This is a genomic window from Aequorivita vladivostokensis (assembly GCF_000952855.1).
In the GTDB taxonomy this organism is placed as follows: Bacteria; Bacteroidota; Bacteroidia; order Flavobacteriales; family Flavobacteriaceae; genus Aequorivita; species Aequorivita vladivostokensis.
In genome coordinates, this window is the sequence record NZ_JSVU01000003.1 from 55,239 (window position 1) to 76,679 (window position 21,441).

Consider the following 21,441-nt stretch of genomic DNA (forward strand, 5'->3'; position numbering starts at 1 on the left):
CCCTAGGTAAGTACAGCCCTCTTCATAATCTTAATTTGTAAATAGGGATTATAACGCTCATCTATAATTCGATAACTTTCTTTACGAATTAAATCTCTCTGCACTTCACTAAGGTCAATGTATTGTTTTATCTTTTTTACCAAATCATCAATATTATTTTCTTCGAATAAAGAACCTGTTTCACCTTCAACAATAGCTTCGAATTCTGGACCTTGATATTTAAAGTTATTATGTGTTATGACGGGAGTTCCAAAACTGAGAGAATGAATGGCTGTCAAACCTACATTTCCAGGTGATATACAAACAATAGCATTATAAAAAAGCTCTCCTAATTTTTCTTGTTCATAGCAAGCCCCATAAAACCAAACTTGGTTTACAATCTCTAAATCATTAACCATTTTTTCTAATAAATAATCATCAATTATATTTCCAACCAAAACAAAATTTGGGGTTATATCATTTTCTTTTAATTTTTTTAACGCTTGAAAAATTAGATCTATGCGTTTTGATTTTTGAATCCGACCCACATAAATTAAGGTGGGAAAATCATTTTTGAACTTATCTTTATAAATTAAGGTTTTTGTTAAAGATTTTCTGACATTTAAATGCTTTTGATAATCTAAGGAGTTGTAAATTGGGATTAATTTATTCTCCTTGAATCCTTCAGATAATAATAAACTTTTGGAATAATCTCCATATAGGAATAATCCACTACTCAGTCCAAAAAAAAATTTTTTTATATATTTTGCAATTCCCCTTTCGCGACCATACCACCCGTGGGTCCATAAAAATACTTTTTTGTTAAAAATTCTGGAATAAATTAAGATTAACCAGTTCGATAGGCAGTAGGCCTCACCCGTCAAAATATATATATCATAATCTTTAAACAATAGAGAAGTAGTTCCTCTAAGCCAATTAAACTTTCCAAAAATTCTTAAATATTTAAATTCTCTTTGAAAATTTCGTAAAACTTTATAGTCCATTTTTTTAATTGGTGTGCGTGTTTTATTTCCGAAATAAAAATCACAATTAAGCTCTTTGTCCATCAAAATAAAAATTGATGTTCTATAGAATGATCCAAAGTTTAGTAAGGCACAAGTTTTATTTTGCATACTCATTTTTTTTTATATAAAAACCCAGTAATAGAAAAGGAAAAAACACCGCACTCCCGGGTCCAAAAGGGAACGTATACTCAAATAAACTAACGAGCATAAATAATGCAAAAACAAAAACTCCAGATTCGTAATACAAAGGTTTCGGCTTAATCATACTTTTTATAACCAATTTAAAATATTTAAAATATAATATGAGGATAAAAAAGCTAACCATTAATCCGTAGGACACCAATGCATACAGTACATAATTATGTATTATACCTCCATTTAATGTAGTTTGTCCTTGCTGTCCAAAAAATGGATTTTCTACAAAAAAGTGAAATGCCTCTGTATAAGTATTATAGCGACCCGAAGATAATGAATTTATGTTTGTAGAGTCGTAATTTAGAAATAATGAATCAATCAATAATTTATATAAATATGGAATAACAGGTATTAGAAGTATGGGTAAAAGAATAATATATTTATTTTTCCTGATTCTTGTAAAAAGAAATATAAATGAACAAATTAAACAGCCGAGAATAACCGCCCTACCACGTAAAACAATTATCGATAATAAAAGCAATGCGCTTAACAGCAACAAAATCCAATTCACCTTCCGGCTTTTATAAAACAAAAAATATAAAGATAATAGAAAGGCAATACCGAAAACGGGGGCAATTTGATTTTTAGGCACATCCCAATAAAGTTCTTCTACGACGAAACCTGAAGCAAATTTCGCGACCAGGCTAAAGGCCGCAAGTGTATTAGATAAAATGAAGAGGTATATCAATCCCAAGAATTTTTTTTCATCAAAATCAAAATTATAACCTATGGAAAGAAAAGTGAGAGAAATCCATAAATCTCTACCTATGCCAAAATCCACATCTCCTACCATTCCCCAAAATAAAATCAAACAGAATGTGGTTAATGTAGTAACTCCCAAATGTATTTTAATAAAAGAATTTTTTACAAATGAATTTATTATTCCGCGAAAATTAAACAAGAATAGTAAGCCCATCAAAGCTATAATTAGAGTTCTAAACAGAATATAATTATTACCTCCAATTCCAATAGAAGAATATTGGAGAGCTGATAAAATAATGGCTCCGATTAAAATAAAATAAGAAACATTATAAGTCATAAATTTTTATCTAAAATCAAAAAAATTAATCGCCGTTAAACATTTCGGCGATTTAATAATTAATTTCCCATTTCCTAATCATTTTATAGTTTATTGAAATTATGATTAAAAATAAAAAATTGGTAAATAATTGACTATATATCATTATAAGCGCAGGTCTTACGGAGATTAAATTTATTAGGATTAGAAAACAACCTAAAATTAATATATCTCTAATCATTCTAAAAATTAACATTTGCCAATTTTTTCCTATTGAAGTATATGCCTGAGCAAATACATTGCTAACACTAATGGCAATTGTTGAAAATACTGCTAGGGTAAGGACATCATCTAATCCCTGAAATGTTTGGCCATAAAAACTTGATATCCATGAAGAAAACAATAATATACCAATAAATGGCACTAAAGTAGCTCCTAGGTTAACCACTATAATTTGTTTTAAGATAGTACCATGTCTTTTATCATTTGAAGCAGTTGCTGATAAATGTGAAAGTATCACATTTCTTAATATTCCGGGGATGAATAAAACGATGGCATTCCATTGCATAGCAGCAGAATACATTCCCAACTCTCCAAAACTCGCATAATTTACCAACAGTAAATAACCTAGCCATGAAGTAAGCGAATATACAGCTTCCTGTAAAGCAATAGGTGTAGAAAATTGAATTATTCCTTTTCGAAATTTCTTATCTTTACTGAGGGATTTTGGAAATGATTTTACACTTTTTTTGACTAAAAAAAAATTGAAAAGAAAATTAAGAACTTGAACAAGGAGCAAAGCTAATAAGGCACCTTCCAATTCAAAATAGTAAGCCAAAATACCACTAAAGATAAAGGTCAATATTCCCATGGACATATTGATCTTTGCCATAGCTTTAAATTTTCCAAAACCTGAAAGTATTCCTACTTGAGTGGTAGTTAAAGCATTAAAGATTATTAAAATAGACAGTAACCGTAACGGCAAAGTTAGATGCGCAACCCCAAGCAATTCTTCAGATATAAGTGCGGCAAAAATAAAAAGCCCTACTGCCATTAACCCACTAAAAATCAAGGTAATTTGTATGGCATAGGAGATAAAAGTTCTTATTAAGAAAGGTTTACTAGTTTTTAGATCGGCAATATATTTGGTTGCGGTATATCCTAAACCAAATGTTGAAAATACTCCAATGGTTAAAATCGTGTTCCTTATAATACCGTACTCTCCAAACACATCCTTACCCAAAAAGCGTGCAACCAAAATTCCGGCCAATAATGCCAAACCCCGACCAATAACATTGCCAGCTAAAGACCAAAAAGAATCCTTAAACAATTGATTCTTTAGTAATCTTTGTAATAGTTGCTCAGAATAACTCTTGAAATTCAAAAATGCTCTTAATTTAATTATCAACCTAATTCTTAACAAACAAAATAGTTTATTAGATAAGCCCGCAAAGATAACTAACCGCTATCGATTAACTGCCAATTAAAACCGATTAAATGTTAATGGAGTGATAGGAAAATTATTAAGTAAGTATGCTCAAGTTTTTTAACTGGAATAAATTATAATGCAACCAAAGCCAAACTAAATCTAGTACTCAAAATCAATAATTTAAAGCTTTGATTTTCCCGATTCCCGTATTTGTTTAAACTGCGTCGTCTTCATTTTTGCCTTCATTCTCTTATGCGGCAAAAAGGCAATCTTTAAACCTTTTATAAATTCTTTTTTAAAATCCGTGGGTGTCGCCACTCCCTTACTGCTAATGGTGGCCCGAAAAATCCCCAAATTCGGTAGGCTTACGGTTTTTCCCTCCATAAGCGTTTCCTCCATGAGATCGGCCAAATGGTATAATAGCCGCTCGCAGTCCACCGGATGCAATTTGCTTCGCTCGCTTAAGCTAGCAATTAGTGCCTCCTCCTCCAAACTGCCAACTTTTATAGCGGTCGCGTAGTAGAAGTGCTCTTGTGTTTTAAGCGTGTCTTTTTTTTGGGTCAATTTAAAGGGAAACATATTCTGAATTTAAGTTACGCATCCAAGATACAAATTGTTCCAAAATGGCCTATTGCCAAATTCCCATATAACCACATTTCTCTAGAATGTAAGTTATTTAGGTGCAGCGTTCAGGGAATGACGGATTCTGGCTTTGTGGGAGAAGGATTGTTAATAATCGCTTTGTGGTCTTCTGCTGATAGAATTTTGCCAATGCTGTTGTGGATGGAGTAGATAAGTTCTAACTTTATACCATAAATTTCGGTTAACAAACCGGGACTTATTTTCAGAACTGCCCAGAAGAACTCGCAATTACTAGCTGCCTGATTTTTTTGGGCTTTTTCTTTTTAAGAAGGTTTTCCCTCAATACTTCGCTTTTGAGAGCAGTTTTGACGTTTAATTAGTTGTTGACAAGTTGTTTATAAATTGTTTATTACCATAACCTGCCCATGTATGATTTCAGAAAACGGAGCGGCTAGAAATGGCTCTAAAAGAGAAAAAACAATCAAAAAATGCGGGATTTTTGAAAGTGCTTAGGGATTTTTTGGAACTGCTTATGAAATATTTTTATTCGCTTAGCGAATTTTGGGAAGGGCGTAGCAGTTTAAGAAAAAGATGTAGATGTTTTTTATAATGGCGCGTAGTTTTTCTAGAATTAAAATCCCGGGAAAGAACGTTCCCCGGGACTTATTTTCAGAAATGTAAAATAGAAGAATGACGCAATTACTAGCTGCCCGTCATCCTATATCTTACGGTTTTCAGGAATGTCCGGAACCGTGGTCCTGGCCTGAAGTTTACGTGTGCCGACCGTACCGCGGCCACATTCAGATCATCCTGCACGTCGGTACCTTCTGATCGCACGCCAATCTGGAAATTGCCCAGGGTACCCAGTTGCACTACCCTTCCCATTGCCAGTTCGTCCATCACATTGTGCTGGAGGGCATTGAGCACGGCAAGACAATCTGCTTCCCTTACGGTACATTGGTTAGACACTAAATACGCCAACCTTTCCAGATCGGTGATGCCCTGGGAAATAGCCTGGGCATAAAATTTGGGCGGAGCGGCCACATCTTGGGGATTCTTACGCTCCATTGGCTTTAATAAAACCATATAGAATTAGTATTTCGCCTTTCGGCGGTCGCCGCTTCATTGCATTGACATCGGCAAATTAAGAAGAAATACAATTCTCTTTGAAAATAAATTTTAACACTTATCAACAAAAAAAATCCTTGTTTTTTATGGTAAAAAGTGGTAATTAAAGCGCGAAATCCGGTAAAAATCATTTTTCAACGGATTACCATCTGTATATCAGCATTTTAACTTTTTACGAATTAAATTTGATAGGATAAAACGCTATTTATTATAGATAAAGGGCAACGCCCTTTTCCAAAAGAGGGGTTTTCTACAATAATTTTCGAGTAGATAAATCTATAAAGGTTCGGTATTTTACTACCTGGCGTATAGAAAATTGTTGATAACTGAAAGGAATATTTTGTCTAAAAATGCTAATCTACAAGCAACTATATAATTTTTTGAACAAAATTGGAGCTGTTTTTCGAATGTAAAAAATACCCTATTCTATAATCATATAGCTGCTTCTAAAAAAGAAATTGTATATAAACTCCAACTTCACTTCCTAATTAATTTTTTTACTGCGGTGCCAGTCTGGGTTTTGATTTTTAGCAAATAAATACCTTTTGGCAAGTGGCTCAGGTCTAGATGTTGCACAGGCTCTTGCGGTTCCAGGGTTCTAATTTTACTTCCATTTATGGAATAAACAACCAAGTGTGCTATCGGCAACGCACTGGTAATGGTATAAATGCCAGTACTGGGATTGGGATATATTTTTATGCTCTCTATACTATTTTCTCCCATCCCGGCCGTCTCGCAGGTGTCTGATGGATCGTACGGATTACTGCCACAGTCAATTTCTTCCGCATTGGAATACCCATCGCCATCAATGTCATCATCTACGCAATCGGGAATGCCATCAATATCCAAATCCGGCGAAAGGCTGTTTTCATCCAATGGATCTGAACCGCAAGCCAGCTCATCAATATCCCGTTGGCCGTCGTTATCGTCATCGGGGTCGGCATTATTGCCTATTCCATCCCCGTCCGTATCGGTATCTTCATTCGGATCAAACGGAAAGGCATCAACTAGGTCGGGCACTCCGTCATTATCATCATCTAAATCGCCATAATCGCAAAGCCCATCATTGTCAAAATCATCTCCGTCGTTTGCCGTATTTCCTCCAGAGCCATTGTTGCCCGTCTGACTGCAATCATCGCAACCGTCGGCATCCAAATCCCTGCAAATGTAGGGATCAGCAGGATCGGCATCCTCATTATTTGCTACCCCATCGCCATCGTCATCTACAAAATTGGGCAAATAGGCAAACATGGGCCTATTAAATATTTTTACAAAAATATTCCCGTTCTCTTCAAATAAATAAGTAGGGTAATCATCCACTTGATTGGATGGATCAAAAGTCCACATACGTTCCCAATTGCTCCCATCCCAATGCGAAACAAAGGTGGCGTTGCTAAAGCCCACGTAAATTTTGGCGGCTATATAAATATTGTCATTCGCTATGGCCTGTACGTGTGTAACCGTAACATCATTCTGGCTCTCGTTGGGCAACAATATATTTCCTACGGGAGTCATTGTACCATTGGCAAAATTGAGAAGCTGGTGGCGGCCCGTAACGTATTTGTGATCGGCATCCACAACATCAACAAAAATTTTATTGGTGGTTATGCCGAAGTGGTCAATAATACTCCATTCCTCTCCATTATATACCGCAAGTTGGCCGGCCGTGGTAAGATAGATTTCTGTGGAGCTGATATAAAATAAGGAGGGGGGATAGTGACCGAAGGGCATTAAGTTTAAATCGACCCATTGGGTGCCATCAAATTTATAGACTAAGGAAGTTTGTGTGTACAGATTTTGCGCCGCTACATAGATCTCACTCTCACTTCGGTACAAAATATCCGAAACTTTCATTGCTCCATTGGGCAGCGCCGGCTGAAAATCCAACCATTCCACGCCGTTAAATCTTTTTAATTTGGCAGTTGTAGGAATATTAAAGGAGGCTACAAATATATTATCAGGACCTATGTATTCTAAAATATTTACAACGTCACTATAATTATTAGGGCCATATACGCTTGGTTGCAAGGCCTCATAACCTCCGGGGTAATATCTGGCCACACCCCTATCATACACCTGAAAAACGTTGTAATTGTGCATTTGCATTTCCCTATCGGGAAAAGATGAAATATACTCTTCAAAGGTCTGGGACTGGCAAATAAAGGACGAAACTAGAAAGCTCGCAAAAATAAAGTGGCGCATTGGTTTTTTTTGCAAAAGTATTCTTATTCACAATATACACAAGCAATTAACCGCAAAAACAAAATTGTATAAATCCCTAATTAAAAAATCCCTAATCACCAAATCACGAATCACGAATCCCGAATCCCGAATCACCAAATCCCGAATCCTGAATCACCAAATCCCAAATCCTGAATCACGAATCCCGAATCCCGAATCACGAATCCCTAATCCCAAAATCAACATTTAAACAATCATCCCCGCCGCAACGGTTTCATGCGTAGCATCGTCAATCAACACAAAACTGCCCGTTATCCGGTTGTCCCGATACTCGTCCACCATCAACGGCCGCGTGGTGCGGATGCTGATTCGGGCAATATCGTTCATCTTCAACTCCTTATCGTCTTCCTCGCGGGCGTAGGTGTTTATGTCAATTTTATAGACCACATTGGTTATCATCGCCTTTTGCTCGTTTGAAGTGTGCACAATGGTATATTTTGCCCGTGGCCGTGCCGGGGCATTGTTGAACCAGCAGAGCATGGCGTCAAATTCCTGAAGTGGCTTTGGCTGGTTGTTTTCCTTCACGATCATATCGCCGCGGCTTATATCTATGTCGTCCTCGAGGGTAATGGCGACAGACATCGGCGCGAAGACCTCTTCCAAGGTACCGTCCATGGTATCTATACTCTTTATTTTTGAAGGGAAACCGGAAGGCAATACAACTACATCATCACCAGGTCTAAAGATTCCACTGGCCACACGGCCCGCATACCCTCGGTAATCTATAAAACCTTCCCGCTGTGGGCGTAAAACTGTTTGTACCGGAAAACGGGCATCTATTTTATTAATGTCGCTGCTTATGTGCATAGTTTCCAAAGTATATAATAAAGGGGCGCCTTGGTACCAATCCATGTTCGTGGAACGGTTTACCACATTATCGCCATCCAAAGCGCTAATGGGAAGAAATTGAATATCCTTCACATATAATTTGGATGAAAATTCTTCAAATTGGTGGATGATATTTTCATAAATTTCTTCCGAATAATCAACCAAATCCATCTTATTGATACACACAATAATATGCGGTATCTGCAACAGCGAAGCAATAAAGGCGTGGCGTTTTGTTTGCTCAATCACCCCGTGGCGGGCATCGATCAATATCAACGCTGCGTTGGCCGTGGACGCCCCGGTAACCATATTCCGGGTATATTGAATATGGCCAGGCGTATCCGCAATGATGAATTTTCGCTTGGGCGTAGTGAAATACCTATACGCCACATCAATGGTTATCCCCTGCTCCCGTTCGTCGCGCAGTCCGTCAGTGAACAAAGCAAGGTCAACTCCTTCATGGCCTTTTTTACGGCTCGTATTTTCCACTGCTTCCAGTTGGTCTTCAAAAATGGCCTTGCTATCGTAAAGCAATCTTCCTATCAACGTGCTTTTGCCATCGTCCACACTGCCTGCGGTGGTGAATCTTAGTAGTTGGTTTTTGTCAATTTCCATGTTATTATTAATTTATTCGAATTTGCACGAATTTATACGAATTATTACGAAGGGTTCGGATTGGGTTTATTTAAAATTCTTTTATAGGTTAGGGATGACTCTCCAAAATTGATGAGTATTCCCAGTTCAAGGTTTGTCGCTTTCAGGTAATTTCTCAATTGTTTGGAAAAAGCCATTGGAACTATACTTACCGCCTTAATCTCGACAATAATTTTTTCGTAACATATAAAATCTGCTCTATAGGTTTTATTCAACTTTTCATCATTATAGAAAATATTTAGCTTAGCTTGCTTACTATAGGGGATGCTCAAATTACGGAACTCCTTTTCCAGCGCTTCTTCATAAACAGCTTCCAAAAAACCGGGACCTAAATTATTGTGGACCTGCATACAAGCACCAATAATTTTATAGCTTTCGTCCTTAAATAATATCTTAGTAGTTTCCATCCCCAAATTCGGATAAATTCGTTAAAATTCGGATAAATTCGCATAAATTCGGATAAATTCGCATAAATTCGGATAAATTAGGATAAATTCGGATTCCTCAAAAATATCCCTGCCGCTTCCTATCTTCCATAGCCGTCTCGCTGCGCTTATCATCACTGCGGTTACCGCGTTCGGTCTGTTTCATTGCAGCAACTTCTGCCACAATTTTTTCCAAAGTGTCCGCATCAGATTCTATTCCACCGGTAATGGTGATATCGCCCAAGGTCCTAAAACGGATTTTCTTGGTTTCAACTTTTTCGTTTTCTTCCAGTTTTAAATGTTCGGAAACCGGGATCCACGAGCCGTTTCGCCATATCACCTCGCGTTCGTGTGCCAAATACAGGGAAGGAATCTTGATACCCTCGCGCTTTATATAGTTCCAAACGTCCATTTCGGTCCAATTGCTTATCGGGAAAGCACGGAAATGTTCGCCCTCAAAATGTTTTCCGTTCAGCAAATTCCAAAGCTCCGGACGTTGGTTTTTGGGATCCCATTGTCCAAAATCATCACGGTGCGAAAAGAAGCGTTCCTTGGCGCGTGCCTTTTCCTCGTCGCGTCTTCCGCCGCCAATGGCGCAATCTATTTTGTTGTTTTCTATGGCGTCCAAAAGCGTTGTAATCTGAAGCGCATTTCGGGTGGCGTTTTTTCCCCTTTCCTCGGCAACCCTTCCGGTATCAATAGATTCCTGGACCGAGCCAACAATAAGTTGCACGCCCAGTTCCTTTATTAGGTCATCGCGAAACTGAATGGTCTCGGGAAAATTATGGCCCGTATCCACGTGAAGCAGCGGAAATGGGATTTTGGAAGGATAAAATGCCTTTTTCGCCAAATGCGTAACGAGAATGGAATCCTTTCCACCTGAAAATAGTATCACGGGATTTTGAAACTGCGCCCACACCTCGCGTAAAATATAGATGGCCTCGCTTTCCAGTTCGTCCAAATAATTTAAATAATACTTGCTCATGGTTTATTTGTTAAGTTGTTAATTCGGGATTCGGGATTCGTTGATTCGGAAACTGCCTGCCATAGGCACTACAGGCAGGTTGTGATTTGTTATTTTTTTAACGCACCGTAGTAATCTGTTTATTTTTCATCACTTTTACTCCGAAGGTATCTTATATAACCGTTAATTAACTGTACACATTTTTCAGTTCTTAAACGAATTTCATCTAAAGTTTCCAAATTTATATAATTACAGTCTTTTGCCTCGATGCAATGGTCAAGAATTTCCGCAACTGAACCTCTCGAAAAACGTAAAAAATTAATATTCTCTTTATAATGATACCTGCCCCATCCTTCAGCTATATTTGCGGTTGATGAACGTGCTGCACGCAATATTTGCGAGTGAAGTTCAAATTTTTCATTTTTTGGCAATTTCTCCAAAACACTAATTTTCAAATAATTTCTCAAATTATAACAAGCTTGCCAACAATGCAGCTCTTCAAAGTTTCCTGCCATAATCTTACGTTTAATAATCCTATCATTCTAATTCAAAATAAATCCAACACCCAAAATAACGAATCCAGAAGAAACAAATCCCTAATCACCGAATCCCGAATCCCGAATTAACAAATCACGAATCCCGAATTAACGAATCCCCTTTACATCTTTTTAGCAATAAATTCTACAATCAACGCCACCGCATCTCCCACAGAAACCTTCATGGTATCAATCTCAACATCCGGGGCCATCGGGGGTTCGTAGGGCGCGTTTACCCCGGTGAAATTCTCGATTTCCCCGGCCCGCGCCTTTGCGTATAGCCCCTTTACATCCCTCCGTTCGCATTCCTCTATAGGCGTATTTACAAAAACCTCCACAAAATTTTCATAGCCCACAATCCGTTTTACGTTTTCGCGATCTTCCCGATAGGGCGATACGAACGATGCCAGCACCACCAAACCTGCATCCAGCATCAAATTTGCTACTTCAGCAATACGGCGGATATTCTCGCTTCGGTCTTCCGGTGAAAAGGTGAGATTGCTGTTCAACCCCTTGCGCACATTGTCACCGTCCAAAAGATAGGTGTGCGTGCCCCTTATAAAAAGTGCCTTTTCCAAGGCATTGGCTATGGTAGATTTTCCCGAGCCCGAAAGCCCCGTAAACCATACCAACAGCGGTTCGTGCCTTTTTAGATCGCTGCGTTGGCGTTGTGTTATGCTAAAGTGGTGCGGAATTACGTTTTCTTCCATAAAATTTAATTTCTGTTCGGCAATCCATAGTTTGTGCGGTACCAAACGCGTTCGTGAAGATAGTATAAAATCATTTTCGTTAAAAGCTCAGAAAGGCCAATCTTGAGCCCGGTCAACGGATTTCCGGTGATTATCCACGATAGCAACATGGTATCCAACGTTCCTACCCCCCGCCACGTAAAGGTTTTAAGGATATGCCTCTTTCGGCTTTCTCCGATGATCCCGTTTTTGGAAAGTTTTATGCCAAACCAGATCCGCTCGTGAAAATAATAGAGGGCCATTTTGGTAACCACCTCGGCCAATCCAATTTTTACCCCCATCATAGGGTTCCCGGTTATGAGCCACGATAATAGAATAGTGTCCACCGTGCCTACAATTCGCCAGGTAATGGTTTTGGCTATATGTCTTTTTCGGGATGGGTCCCTCATTTTTTACGTACTACAAAATAGTTGTTCAGTAGATTGGGTTTATTGTATATCATGGGCTTTCCGGTACTTTGGTCAATTACCGAAACGCCCACGGCCTTACAGATGGCGTGGCCAGCGGCGGTGTCCCATTCCATCGTAGGCGCATAGCGTGGATAAATATCCGCCAGGCCCTCAGCCACTAAGCAAAACTTCAACGAACTTCCCTTGGAAACAATCGCTACCTGGGTTTGCTTTTCTATTTCAGCAATAAAATTCTTAGTGTCTTCATTCAAATGCGACCGGCTGCCAACAATTCTCACTACATTAGTAGCCTCACGCGGTCTGATTTCCTTAGCATTTCTGAAGAGTTCATCAACAGGATCCTCTTCCGAAGAAACTGTAATTTTTTTTGAAGTATTTCCATCCGAAGTAGTAAAATACAGCTCTTTTGAAACGGGAACGTAAATTACGCCTAGCACCGGATTCCCGTTTTCAACCAAGGCAATGTTTACGGTAAATTCTCCGTTGCGTTTTATAAATTCCTTGGTGCCGTCCAGCGGGTCCACAATCCAGCAACGGTCCCATCCCTTTCTTTCCGAGTAGTCCAGTTGTTTGTTCTCTTCACTTATAATAGGAATCTGTGTAGGTTTTAGAAAACCGTTGATCACCTCATTGGCATTTTTATCGGCCAGGGTAAGGGGCGAATTATCATCTTTATGCTCCACGGCAAAATTGGTATCGTAAACCTTGAGTATCTCCGCTCCGGCTTTCAGGGCTGCCTGTATTGCTACTGTCAAAAGAGTTTTCATAGTCAGTTTTGTTAAGGACCGGAAAGGTACAATTTTGAATTTAAAGGAAAGTTTGCGCGGTTTTATAATTCCATTCATTCCTTGGCAGCAAAACAAAATCTTTGTAATTTTAAGAAAAAACTATACTCATGGGAAACACTGTTGACGGATTCGGAAAAAATCGCGACCATAACCAATATGGCGAAGTCGAAAAGGACAAGGATGAAATTGAGAAGGATACAAATTTGCCAAAGCCCCCAAATCGGGCAAATGATGGCGATCCTAAAAAGAAAAAGCCCTCAAAATAAGGTCACTCCACGATACTCCACGGCAAAGCCATACCAAAGCCATAGCAAAGCCATAGCAAAGTCATTAAAATGTAAGAAAAGCGCCCTTTTTTCCTACAAATCCAAAAAGATGATTTTTCTGCTAAAATGCGTGCCAAGAATGGGATTTTAAGCACAAGTTAAAAAAAGGCTAAATACTCTTTTTAAATTGGCTTTGCCCTACCCTTTGGCTATCTTTGGGGAAACCTTAAAAAACAGACTATTATGGGCTATTTAAACCTAGACAAAAAGAAAACCGCAACCACGGCAAAAGAACTGAACGTGCTGCTTGCAGATTATCACCTATACTATCAAAAGCTTCGAAATTTCCACTGGAATGTGGTGGGGAACAACTTCTTTGACCTTCACATCAAATTTGAGGATATGTATGAAGATGCAAAGTTGAAAGTAGATGAAATTGCTGAACGTATTTTAACGCTCCGTTACCAACCCACCAGCAATTTTACCGATTATTTAAAAATGAGCAACATCAAGGAATCTTCTGAAGATACCAAGGATACTGAAATGGTAAAAATTCTTTTGGATGACCACGGAAAACTGTTAAAGCAAATGCGCAAGGTGGTTGAGAAAGCTGACGAAGCAGGAGATGAGGGAACCATAGACCTAATCGGTGGTTTTATTGGCCATATCGAAAAAATAAGCTGGATGCTGGATGCTTGGTCCATGAAGAAGGATGAAAACCATCCCGAGGCTTAATTTACCAACTATATAAGATTAAAAAACTGGCAAGGCGCAATGTCCCTTGCCAGTTTTTTATTATCCTATGCTGAAATTTTCTGAGCTTATCTAAAAGTCAAATCCCAACCCGAAACTGAGCCGCGTTCCTTCCGTGGAATTGAATAGGCTCAGATTGGCATTAAGCCCTCCGGAACCGTTTATCCAAAACCCGCCCCCGCGGGAATTGTGCCATTTGTTTGAATCCTCATTCGGTAACCAAACCCGTCCCAGATCGGCCCCTCCGTATATTCCGATTTGAAACGGCAACAGACCGATCTTAAATTGTGGGAAGCTATAGCGTAGATCTGCACTGCCCACCATAAATGATTTCCCTGTAAATCTTTGCTCCCTGTAACCTCTCAACCCATTATCGCCACCCAAATTCGCAGCTTGGTAAAACTGGTATCTATCCCCAATATTTAGCTGATAACTAATATTGGTTTTCAACACCAACTTCCTGTTTTTTATCAGGGTGTTATAAAAGCCGAGCCGGGTTTTTAGAAATCCGAAAACATCATCCAAATCCTCCAGATTATCGGTAACTCCAAGATTTAAATCAAAAAGCATCCCGATGGTAGGATTCAGCGGATCGTCGAAACTGCGGTAGTTATATATCCCTTCCACGGTTCCGAAATAATTTGTTTCGCCCTTGTTTCTTGCATCTACCTCGGAAATAAAGCTGCTTGGGTTATTGCTTACCTCATAGGCATCAAAAGTAGTCTGTAACTTGAAGAAACTACCAAAATTACTATTCCGAAGCAACCCGATATTTCCCGAAATATGCTGCACTTCTACCCTATTAAAGTCATATCCTTTCTCCTCCTGCCAATTTTTGGTGTCATTTCCAAAGCCGAAAAAATTGATGCTGTAATTTGGGCTGGTAAGCCGTGCCCCAAAGCTGAGGTTCAGATCGTCCTTTATATTCGCAAACTCCCCCGAATACGAAAGCTCAAAACTATTGATATCGGTAAAATAGGCGAAATTAACGATATGCTTTTGCGAAAATGGATTGCGTTGAAAGTTATCAACCCTATAAGCATACTGTAAGGCCGCCCTAAACCCGTCATCAGGATTGTACCCAATAGCTGAAACCAAGGTTTGCAAACGGTCTATTTGCTTTCTATAGTCATACGTATTTAAATTGTACACATCGGTAAAGCGTAAGCTGCCGCCCTTCTTTTCCTCCACAATATTGGGCATACTTTCGTGATCGTAAACTTTTACCCTTCTGCCCTCCTTCAGGCTAAAAGTATCTTCGCTTCTTCCCCCTATCAATCGAAGATAGATTAGATTATCCCCTTTTCCATCCACCACAAATCTGTCTTTTCCCCCAAGGCCGTAAATCCAGATTTCCTTGGTATCCTTCTTTGAGAATGTTCTATCAATTATAGTATCCGACTTTATTCCATTGATGGTTGTAAAGCTTCTCACCTGCGTCTTGCCGTCGGGAAGTCTTGTTATCTCAAACAGATCGTCATAATCGGTCCCTACAATAGTCTGCAATGTGGAAAGATAGCTGTAGTAATTATCTGCGATGGTAACCAGATTCTTCTTTCGTTCCTTTAATTTCTGCTTAATATCTTCAAGGGCTTCATCCTGAACTTCTGGCGGAATGCTGTTAAAAGCCTTTTCGATTACCGCATCGGTAATACTGTCCTGTATGGATTCTGCCAAATATTTCCACTGTGCCCTGCCCGAATTTTTCAATAAGGCCCGATCCAGAATCACACCTTCTTTATTGAACCATTCCAAATCCTTTAGTTTATCACCATAAACGTGGGTCTGCAAGGAACCGTTGAAGATGGAACGGGTATAATCAAAGATATTTCCCTCAAAGCTTGAAAAGGCATTGTCGCGGTTGTTGGGAATGGGCACATACACATTTTTTTTGTACCGGTTGTAGAATTCTGCCCACTGCCAATGGTTTGGTTCCCGATCCCAATCGCCGATGAGCATATCAAACAATCGGGATTTTATATAATTTTCCTCGTCAACCTGTACATCGCCCGTCTTTCGCAGTTTAATCAATATATCATCAGTAGTTTCCACATCGTCGGGATATTTGAACAACCCTTCCCCTTCACTCTTTTCAGAGGGCTCTATTGAAATTAAATACAGATCGTCCCCAAAGTTTTCATTGTATCGCCCAAGTCTTTTCTGTTTTGGAACGTAATACAATTGCGGGGTGGTGTAAAAAATATTTATGGCGCGGGCCATATCTGGAATCGCCATAATTGCATACGGATGGGTTGCGGTGTAGAAATTAGTATTTTGCCCCTTTACAGTAGGTACATCTGCCTTTTGGGCGTCCGAGGGTTTGTTCTCGTTATCCTCAAAAATGAGCTTTCGCGATATCTGCAAAGCATTTTTACCCATGGCCCGCATACGGTATTGATTGCCATTTCTATCGGTCAATAATAACGAGCTGTAATCGGTGTCCTTATTTTCTTGTACAATCTGCAAGCCTCCGTATAGCGTGTCTAGAGACGCCACCTGTGCGGTAACGGGTGTGGAATAGGCATTTTTATATTTAGCGCCCCAAACGGTCTTAAAGAATAAGGCTTCGTTAATGCTGTCCTGTTTAAAAATTGGCACGGTATATTGCTGCGGAAATATTTCGGGCAGTTTTGAAATATCTGTTTTTACCGGCTCTGGAACTACCTCCTTTTGAAAAATCATTTTGGGCTGATAGTTTTCGCCCTTTACAAAATACCGTACCCACGAAGAACCATCCTCAAAGACATCCAATACCGCAAACCCCTGCATCCCCGTACTGAAAAACCCATCATTGCCCAGAGCGGCGTATGATTTCTTTGCGCCTCCCCCGGATACAATCTGCTTTAGCCCATTATTTTCTATGTATTGCAAATTATGGTCGTGACCCGATACAAAAACAAGTCGTTTGTTGTTTTTTACGAGCTCCTGCAGTTTGTTCATCAAATTGTTATAGAGCTCATTATATCTATCCTGCACCGAAACGCCTCCCTGCGATCGTACCTGTACTACAAGTGAGGATAAAAAAGGCATCGGTATTCTTTTCTGAAGTGGGTACAAGTGTTTCTGAATAGCGAAATATCCCCCGTGATTACCATTGGTAAACATAGGATGGTGCATGGCAAAAACGATGGTCTTGTTTTGGTTTTTTTCCAATTCCAAAGCCAGTTCAATAAAAAACTTTTCACGGGTTTTTATATCGCATTTGGCGTTTATCGTGGGGTTCGCGTTCCAATCTTCCAAAAACCATTGGGTATCTATAATAATCAACTGGATGTTCCCAGATACCTCTACACTTTCCAGAGGGCAGCCGCTGCTTGGCCTAAATGCGTCCTGATCGGGAAACAGCGATTCCACATATTGCTCTTCCCGGGCGACGCCTATTACCCCATTATTGTACCATTCGTGATTGCCGGGAATAAAAATAGTGTGGCCCGAATAATCCTTGACAGCCTTGTACTGTGCGTCAATCATATTTTCTGACCCCTTTCGGCCCGGATGGCCTTCGGGGTCCATCCCCGAAGGGTAAATATTATCACCCAAGTATATGGTGTAGTTCCCGGTGGTTTTCTCTGTTTTTAAATAATTGTTGAAGGTGTGCAGGGCATCGCTCATTCCGCCCATTGGGGAAAGACCGGCATCGCCTACCAGGTAAAAAGTCTTTTCTATTTTTTTTTCTGAAGGATATACCGGTTGTGCTTCCTTGTCCTTAAACTGGGGTGCATAGGTAGCACAAGAAGAAATGAGGAATACTCCAAAAAATAATAAATAGAACTTTTTAAAAATCATATACTTACATTGAAAACGCCAAGCCAAAGGTAAATCGCAAGCCTTCATCCCCCGCAAAGAGGTTGAACGTACCGCTCAATAAATCGGCAGTGTTTACCCACAGTCCCCCGCCATAGGAGCTGTGCAGTTTATCTGAGGTATCGTTGGGCACCCATACCCTTCCCACATCATAGCCTCCAAATACGCCAAGCTGGATGGGCAACAAAGCAGTCTTGAATTTATTAAAACTATAGCGCAGGTCTGCCCCGGCTACAGCGGCGGTTCGTCCGGTGAACCTTTCGTCGCGATAAGCGCGGAGCCCAGTATCACTTCCCAATTGGGCGCCTTGATAAAACTCAAAATTATTGCCTATATTAAACTGACCGCGAACGTCTGTTTTTAGCACCAGTTTTCTATTTCGCGTCAAGGCGTTATAAAAAACAATTTGTGGTTTTACATAACCAAAAATCCTGTCGCTATCATCGATATTCTGGGTTCCCCCCGCAACCAGGTTGAAGTTCATCCCGCGGGTTGGGTTTACTTTATTGTCGTAACTTTCGTATTGGTAGGTTCCCTCTGCAGAAACGAAATACTTGGTTTCGTCCAGTGCCACAGGGGTGGGTGTTACTTGGGTGATATATCTACCATCGGTGCCCTCCACTTCTATTCCCTCAAAAAGAGCTTTGAATATGAAAGTGCTGCCAAAAGGCGATACTTTCTTCACCCCAATAGATCCTCCATATCCTCCTATGCGAACACGGTTATAATCCTTTTCAAAATCAAACTCGTAATGAGGGTTAAGGGTTTCATTTCCGAAACCGAAATAGTTTTCAGAAAAATTGGGATTCTTGTAATAACCGCCCAACAGGAAATTCCAACTGCCAAAGATATTTGCGAATTCACCTTCGTAATTTATATCAAAACTATTGGTGGCAAAGTAATAGCCCGCACCTATTCGATGTTGCTGCGAAAATGGATTGCGCTGGAAACCGTTAAAGGTAAACACATACGCAGGCCCTATTTTTATACCATCATCTGGATTGTACCCTAATGTAGGCAAAAAGAGATGGATGGATTGCTTCTGCTTTTTATAATCGTAAGTGTTAAAATCATAATTATTGGTAAACCTAAAGGTTGCACCTCCTTTTTGTTCCACGGTATTCTTTTTGCTCTTTTGGTCGTAAACCTTAACCTTTCTGCCATTGGCTATTTTGTAGGTGTCGTTGTTTTGGCCTCCAATTATGCGTAAATGTATAGGATTATCTCCCTTGCCCTTCACCTCAAAAACATCATCGTCATCCAACCCGTAAACCCAGATGGAATTAGTTTCACTTGCATCAAAAGTTCTATCTACCATTAAATCGGCTTTCTTTCCGTCCTTTATTCGGTAGGCCTTTATATTTGTTTTTCCTTCCGTCAGACGGGTAATCTCAAAATAGTCATCCTTATCGGTACCGAGCACGGTCTGCAGTCTGGATAAATAATTGTAATAATCTTCGGCAATCTCAACTATTTTGTCGCGCCTGCCTTTAAGGTTTTGTTTTATTTCCGCAGCATATTTGTCCTGTGCCTCCTTTGGCAGATCATTGAATGCGCTCTCGATAACTTCATCCGTAATATTTTTTTGAATATTTCTTGCCTGCTCCAGCCACGTCTCTTTTCCATGGTTCTGAATCAGGGCGTGGTCCAGTTTTATACCGGCCGCGTTAAACCATTTGGTATGTTTTAAATCTTCCCCATATACCTGAAATTGACGGGAGGTGTTAAATACCGTCCGTGCCAAATCAAATAAGCCGCCATCAAACTTGGAATACACCTGATCGCGGTCCCTCGGGATAGGTTCAAAGGTTACCGTGCCATCATCATTATCGTGCTGGGTAAAACGCCACTGGTCATTATGACGGTCCCAATCGCCTACCAGCATATCAAAAACACGCGCGCGGATATAGGCCGTCTCATTTAACTTGTATTTTTCGTCTTCGCGAAGTTTCGCCAAAAGATCGTCTGTGCTTTCCATATCATCTGGGTAATCAAAGAGAGGACCGGTAAAGGTTTCATCAGGTCTTTCCACGATCATATAGAGTTCATCGCCATAATCAGCATTGAAATTGCCCAGTGCTTTCTGTTTTGGCACGTAATAAAGCTTAGGCTTAGTGTGCAGGATATTTGCGGCCGCGGCCAATTTAGGTATGGTAAATGCCCCATAAGGATGGGCGGCCGTATAAAAATCCAATATTAAATCTTCGGGAATAGTGTTTAAAAAATCGTTTTCAATTTCCTTATCCTTAATTATTACGGTCTGTAAAAATTGAACGGCACTTTTTTTCAGGGCGCGCATATTGTAGGTTCTTCCATCCTTATCTTCAAGTCGTAAGGATCGGGTCTGGTGTCCTCCGCCAGCTCGTATTACTTTCAAGCCACCATAAAGTGTATCCAACAAAACGGTCTTTGCGGTAACCTCTGTTCCGTAAAGTTCTCGGTAATGCTCGCCCCACAAGGCTTTATAGAATCCCGATTTATCAACCATTTCATCTGTATAAACTTGCGCTTTCACAGTTTTTGGAAAGGTGGTAGGCAGGGTGGAAAGGTCATATGTTTTTATGGCCGGAAATATCTCTGTCTCAAATACAGTTTCATAAAAGCCGCCCTCGGTGGCCTTAAAAAATTCAACTTGCGAGGCACCGTTCTTTCCCACTTCCAGTTTTGCAAAACCTGGGTGCCCATAAACAAATTGGCCAAACTGCCCAAGCGCCGCAGCGGTAGCGCCTGAACCTGCACCGGACACGATCTGCTTCACAGTGCCATCATCATTGTATTGTAAGGATTGGTCCTGCCCTGAAACGAATACCAAACGGTCAAGATCCTTGGTGAGCACTTTCAATCGACTCATTAAATCGTTATACCGTTTGTTGTAACGATCTTGTGGGGAAATGGCCCCCTGTATTTTTATCTGCTTAATAAATGTGCTAAAAAAATCTTTGTGGATTGCCGGATATTTACCCCCGTGCTCCCCATAGGAAATCATAGGATGGTACATGGCAAATACAATGGTTTTGGTGGCGTTCTTTTTTAGCTCTCCCTCTATTTCAATAAACAATTTTTCACGGGTCTTTATATCGCACTTATCGTTCATCTTCGAATTATTGTCCCAATCCTCCAAAAACCATTGGGTGTCAAGAGCAATTAAATGCACATTGTCATTTATATCGATGCTTTCCAGAGGGCAACCGTTATTGGGCTGCAATACATCAGCATCGTTAAACTGGGCCTTTAGATAATCTTCCTCCAGTTCTAGGCCGTCCACGCCCCCTCGCCAGTCGCGATTGCCGGGCAGCACAACTACTTTGCCCTTAAACCCTTTTAATGCGTCGATTTGCAACTGCATATTTTTGATTGCCTCTGTCTTTGCCTCCTCATTCTTGGGCGGCATCCCCGATGGATAAAAACTGTTCCCCAAAAACAGTACATAACTGTCTTCGGAATTATTTTCCGAGAGATATTTTTTTAAGGCTTGAAGTGATTCTGAGGGTTTCTCCTTTAAATTCCCGGCATTTCCTATAAGATAAAATGTCTTATCGAGTTTGTTTTCGGAAAGCGTTCTGGGAACTTCGGAATTGGGGTTTCTAAATTGTGGATTGTAGGTTGCACAAGCTGAAAAAAGCGCGGTGGCAACAAAAGTTATAAAGATGTTAATTTTATTCATATA

The 21,441-nt window shown here is 40.0% G+C and carries 17 protein-coding genes; 2 read left to right on the forward strand and 15 right to left on the reverse strand.

Features of this window, described 5'->3' with window-relative positions; translation table 11 throughout:
* Positions 1-2: 2 nt before the first annotated feature.
* From MB09_RS05185 to cysQ, 13 genes are all read right to left on the reverse strand, one after another.
* The gene (locus MB09_RS05185; RefSeq protein ID WP_052671294.1) at positions 3-1,112 is read right to left on the reverse strand and encodes a glycosyltransferase; all 1,110 of its coding nucleotides are present in this window, start codon (positions 1,110-1,112) and stop codon (positions 3-5) included.
* Positions 1,102-2,238, reverse strand: coding sequence for a hypothetical protein (locus MB09_RS05190; RefSeq protein WP_045079839.1), 1,137 nt, complete (start codon positions 2,236-2,238; stop codon positions 1,102-1,104). The genes MB09_RS05185 and MB09_RS05190 overlap by 11 nt, the downstream gene beginning before the upstream one ends.
* 52 nt (positions 2,239-2,290) lie before the next feature.
* Complete coding sequence (locus MB09_RS05195) at positions 2,291-3,640, reverse strand: oligosaccharide flippase family protein (protein WP_045079840.1); 1,350 nt, start codon at positions 3,638-3,640, stop codon at positions 2,291-2,293.
* Between the two features lie 186 nt (positions 3,641-3,826).
* A complete protein-coding gene (locus MB09_RS05200; RefSeq protein ID WP_045079841.1) occupies positions 3,827-4,225 on the reverse strand; it encodes an HU family DNA-binding protein in 399 nt (132 codons plus the stop codon).
* A gap of 705 nt (positions 4,226-4,930) precedes the next feature.
* Positions 4,931-5,314, reverse strand: a complete 384-nt coding sequence (locus tag MB09_RS05205; RefSeq protein WP_045079842.1) for an HU family DNA-binding protein — start codon at positions 5,312-5,314, stop codon at positions 4,931-4,933.
* Positions 5,315-5,833: 519 nt separating this feature from the next.
* Positions 5,834-7,558, reverse strand: a complete 1,725-nt coding sequence (locus MB09_RS05210; RefSeq protein WP_045079843.1) for a T9SS type A sorting domain-containing protein — start codon at positions 7,556-7,558, stop codon at positions 5,834-5,836.
* Positions 7,559-7,783: 225 nt separating this feature from the next.
* The gene (locus tag MB09_RS05215; protein ID WP_045079844.1) at positions 7,784-9,040 is read right to left on the reverse strand and encodes a sulfate adenylyltransferase subunit 1; all 1,257 of its coding nucleotides are present in this window, start codon (positions 9,038-9,040) and stop codon (positions 7,784-7,786) included.
* A 44-nt stretch (positions 9,041-9,084) separates the two neighbouring features.
* Positions 9,085-9,486 carry a GxxExxY protein gene (locus MB09_RS05220; RefSeq protein ID WP_045079845.1) on the reverse strand — a complete coding sequence of 134 codons (402 nt, stop codon included), beginning with the start codon at positions 9,484-9,486 and terminating at the stop codon, positions 9,085-9,087.
* A gap of 97 nt (positions 9,487-9,583) precedes the next feature.
* Positions 9,584-10,489 (reverse strand): sulfate adenylyltransferase subunit CysD, encoded by a 906-nt coding sequence (gene cysD, locus MB09_RS05225; RefSeq protein ID WP_045079846.1) that lies wholly within the window; start codon positions 10,487-10,489, stop codon positions 9,584-9,586.
* Positions 10,490-10,608: 119 nt separating this feature from the next.
* Positions 10,609-10,983 (reverse strand): four helix bundle protein, encoded by a 375-nt coding sequence (locus MB09_RS05230; RefSeq protein WP_045079847.1) that lies wholly within the window; start codon positions 10,981-10,983, stop codon positions 10,609-10,611.
* A gap of 143 nt (positions 10,984-11,126) precedes the next feature.
* The gene (gene cysC, locus MB09_RS05235) at positions 11,127-11,714 is read right to left on the reverse strand and encodes an adenylyl-sulfate kinase (RefSeq protein ID WP_045080163.1); all 588 of its coding nucleotides are present in this window, start codon (positions 11,712-11,714) and stop codon (positions 11,127-11,129) included.
* Between the two features lie 5 nt (positions 11,715-11,719).
* A complete protein-coding gene (locus MB09_RS05240; RefSeq protein WP_045079848.1) occupies positions 11,720-12,142 on the reverse strand; it encodes a DUF2061 domain-containing protein in 423 nt (140 codons plus the stop codon).
* Positions 12,139-12,930: a 3'(2'),5'-bisphosphate nucleotidase CysQ gene (gene cysQ, locus MB09_RS05245; RefSeq protein WP_045080164.1), complete on the reverse strand. Its 792-nt coding sequence runs from the start codon at positions 12,928-12,930 to the stop codon at positions 12,139-12,141. Before cysQ ends, MB09_RS05240 begins: the two co-directional genes overlap by 4 nt.
* Positions 12,931-13,058: 128 nt before the next feature.
* On the opposite strand from cysQ, the gene MB09_RS16135 reads away from it, so the two are divergent.
* Positions 13,059-13,217, forward strand: coding sequence for a hypothetical protein (locus tag MB09_RS16135; RefSeq protein WP_165586676.1), 159 nt, complete (start codon positions 13,059-13,061; stop codon positions 13,215-13,217).
* Between the two features lie 243 nt (positions 13,218-13,460).
* Positions 13,461-13,952, forward strand: a complete 492-nt coding sequence (locus MB09_RS05250) for a Dps family protein (protein ID WP_045079849.1) — start codon at positions 13,461-13,463, stop codon at positions 13,950-13,952.
* A gap of 90 nt (positions 13,953-14,042) precedes the next feature.
* Here the strand turns inward: MB09_RS05250 and MB09_RS05255 are convergent, their stop codons facing one another.
* Together MB09_RS05255 and MB09_RS05260 are read right to left on the reverse strand one after the other, a co-directional pair.
* Positions 14,043-17,756, reverse strand: coding sequence for a metallophosphoesterase (locus MB09_RS05255; RefSeq protein ID WP_045079850.1), 3,714 nt, complete (start codon positions 17,754-17,756; stop codon positions 14,043-14,045).
* A gap of 4 nt (positions 17,757-17,760) precedes the next feature.
* On the reverse strand, positions 17,761-21,438 hold the full coding sequence (locus MB09_RS05260) for a BamA/TamA family outer membrane protein (protein WP_045079851.1): 3,678 nt from the start codon (positions 21,436-21,438) through the stop codon (positions 17,761-17,763).
* Between the last annotated feature and the right edge of the window lie 3 nt (positions 21,439-21,441).

Excerpts from the sequence above, each read along its gene's own strand:
- cysD (WP_045079846.1), bottom strand. The coding sequence starts at position 10,489 with ATGAGCAAGTATTATTTAAATTATTTGGACGAACTGGAAAGCGAGGCC.
- MB09_RS05190 (WP_045079839.1), bottom strand. The coding sequence starts at position 2,238 with ATGACTTATAATGTTTCTTATTTTATTTTAATCGGAGCCATTATTTTA.
- MB09_RS16135 (WP_165586676.1), top strand. The coding sequence starts at position 13,059 with ATGGGAAACACTGTTGACGGATTCGGAAAAAATCGCGACCATAACCAA.
- MB09_RS05210 (WP_045079843.1), bottom strand. The coding sequence starts at position 7,558 with ATGCGCCACTTTATTTTTGCGAGCTTTCTAGTTTCGTCCTTTATTTGC.
- MB09_RS05200 (WP_045079841.1), bottom strand. The coding sequence starts at position 4,225 with ATGTTTCCCTTTAAATTGACCCAAAAAAAAGACACGCTTAAAACACAA.
- MB09_RS05205 (WP_045079842.1), bottom strand. The coding sequence starts at position 5,314 with ATGGTTTTATTAAAGCCAATGGAGCGTAAGAATCCCCAAGATGTGGCC.
- MB09_RS05215 (WP_045079844.1), bottom strand. The coding sequence starts at position 9,040 with ATGGAAATTGACAAAAACCAACTACTAAGATTCACCACCGCAGGCAGT.
- MB09_RS05255 (WP_045079850.1), bottom strand. The coding sequence starts at position 17,756 with ATGATTTTTAAAAAGTTCTATTTATTATTTTTTGGAGTATTCCTCATT.
- MB09_RS05230 (WP_045079847.1), bottom strand. The coding sequence starts at position 10,983 with ATGGCAGGAAACTTTGAAGAGCTGCATTGTTGGCAAGCTTGTTATAAT.
- cysQ (WP_045080164.1), bottom strand. The coding sequence starts at position 12,930 with ATGAAAACTCTTTTGACAGTAGCAATACAGGCAGCCCTGAAAGCCGGA.
- MB09_RS05240 (WP_045079848.1), bottom strand. The coding sequence starts at position 12,142 with ATGAGGGACCCATCCCGAAAAAGACATATAGCCAAAACCATTACCTGG.
- MB09_RS05220 (WP_045079845.1), bottom strand. The coding sequence starts at position 9,486 with ATGGAAACTACTAAGATATTATTTAAGGACGAAAGCTATAAAATTATT.
- cysC (WP_045080163.1), bottom strand. The coding sequence starts at position 11,714 with ATGGAAGAAAACGTAATTCCGCACCACTTTAGCATAACACAACGCCAA.
- MB09_RS05260 (WP_045079851.1), bottom strand. The coding sequence starts at position 21,438 with ATGAATAAAATTAACATCTTTATAACTTTTGTTGCCACCGCGCTTTTT.
- MB09_RS05250 (WP_045079849.1), top strand. The coding sequence starts at position 13,461 with ATGGGCTATTTAAACCTAGACAAAAAGAAAACCGCAACCACGGCAAAA.
- MB09_RS05185 (WP_052671294.1), bottom strand. The coding sequence starts at position 1,112 with ATGCAAAATAAAACTTGTGCCTTACTAAACTTTGGATCATTCTATAGA.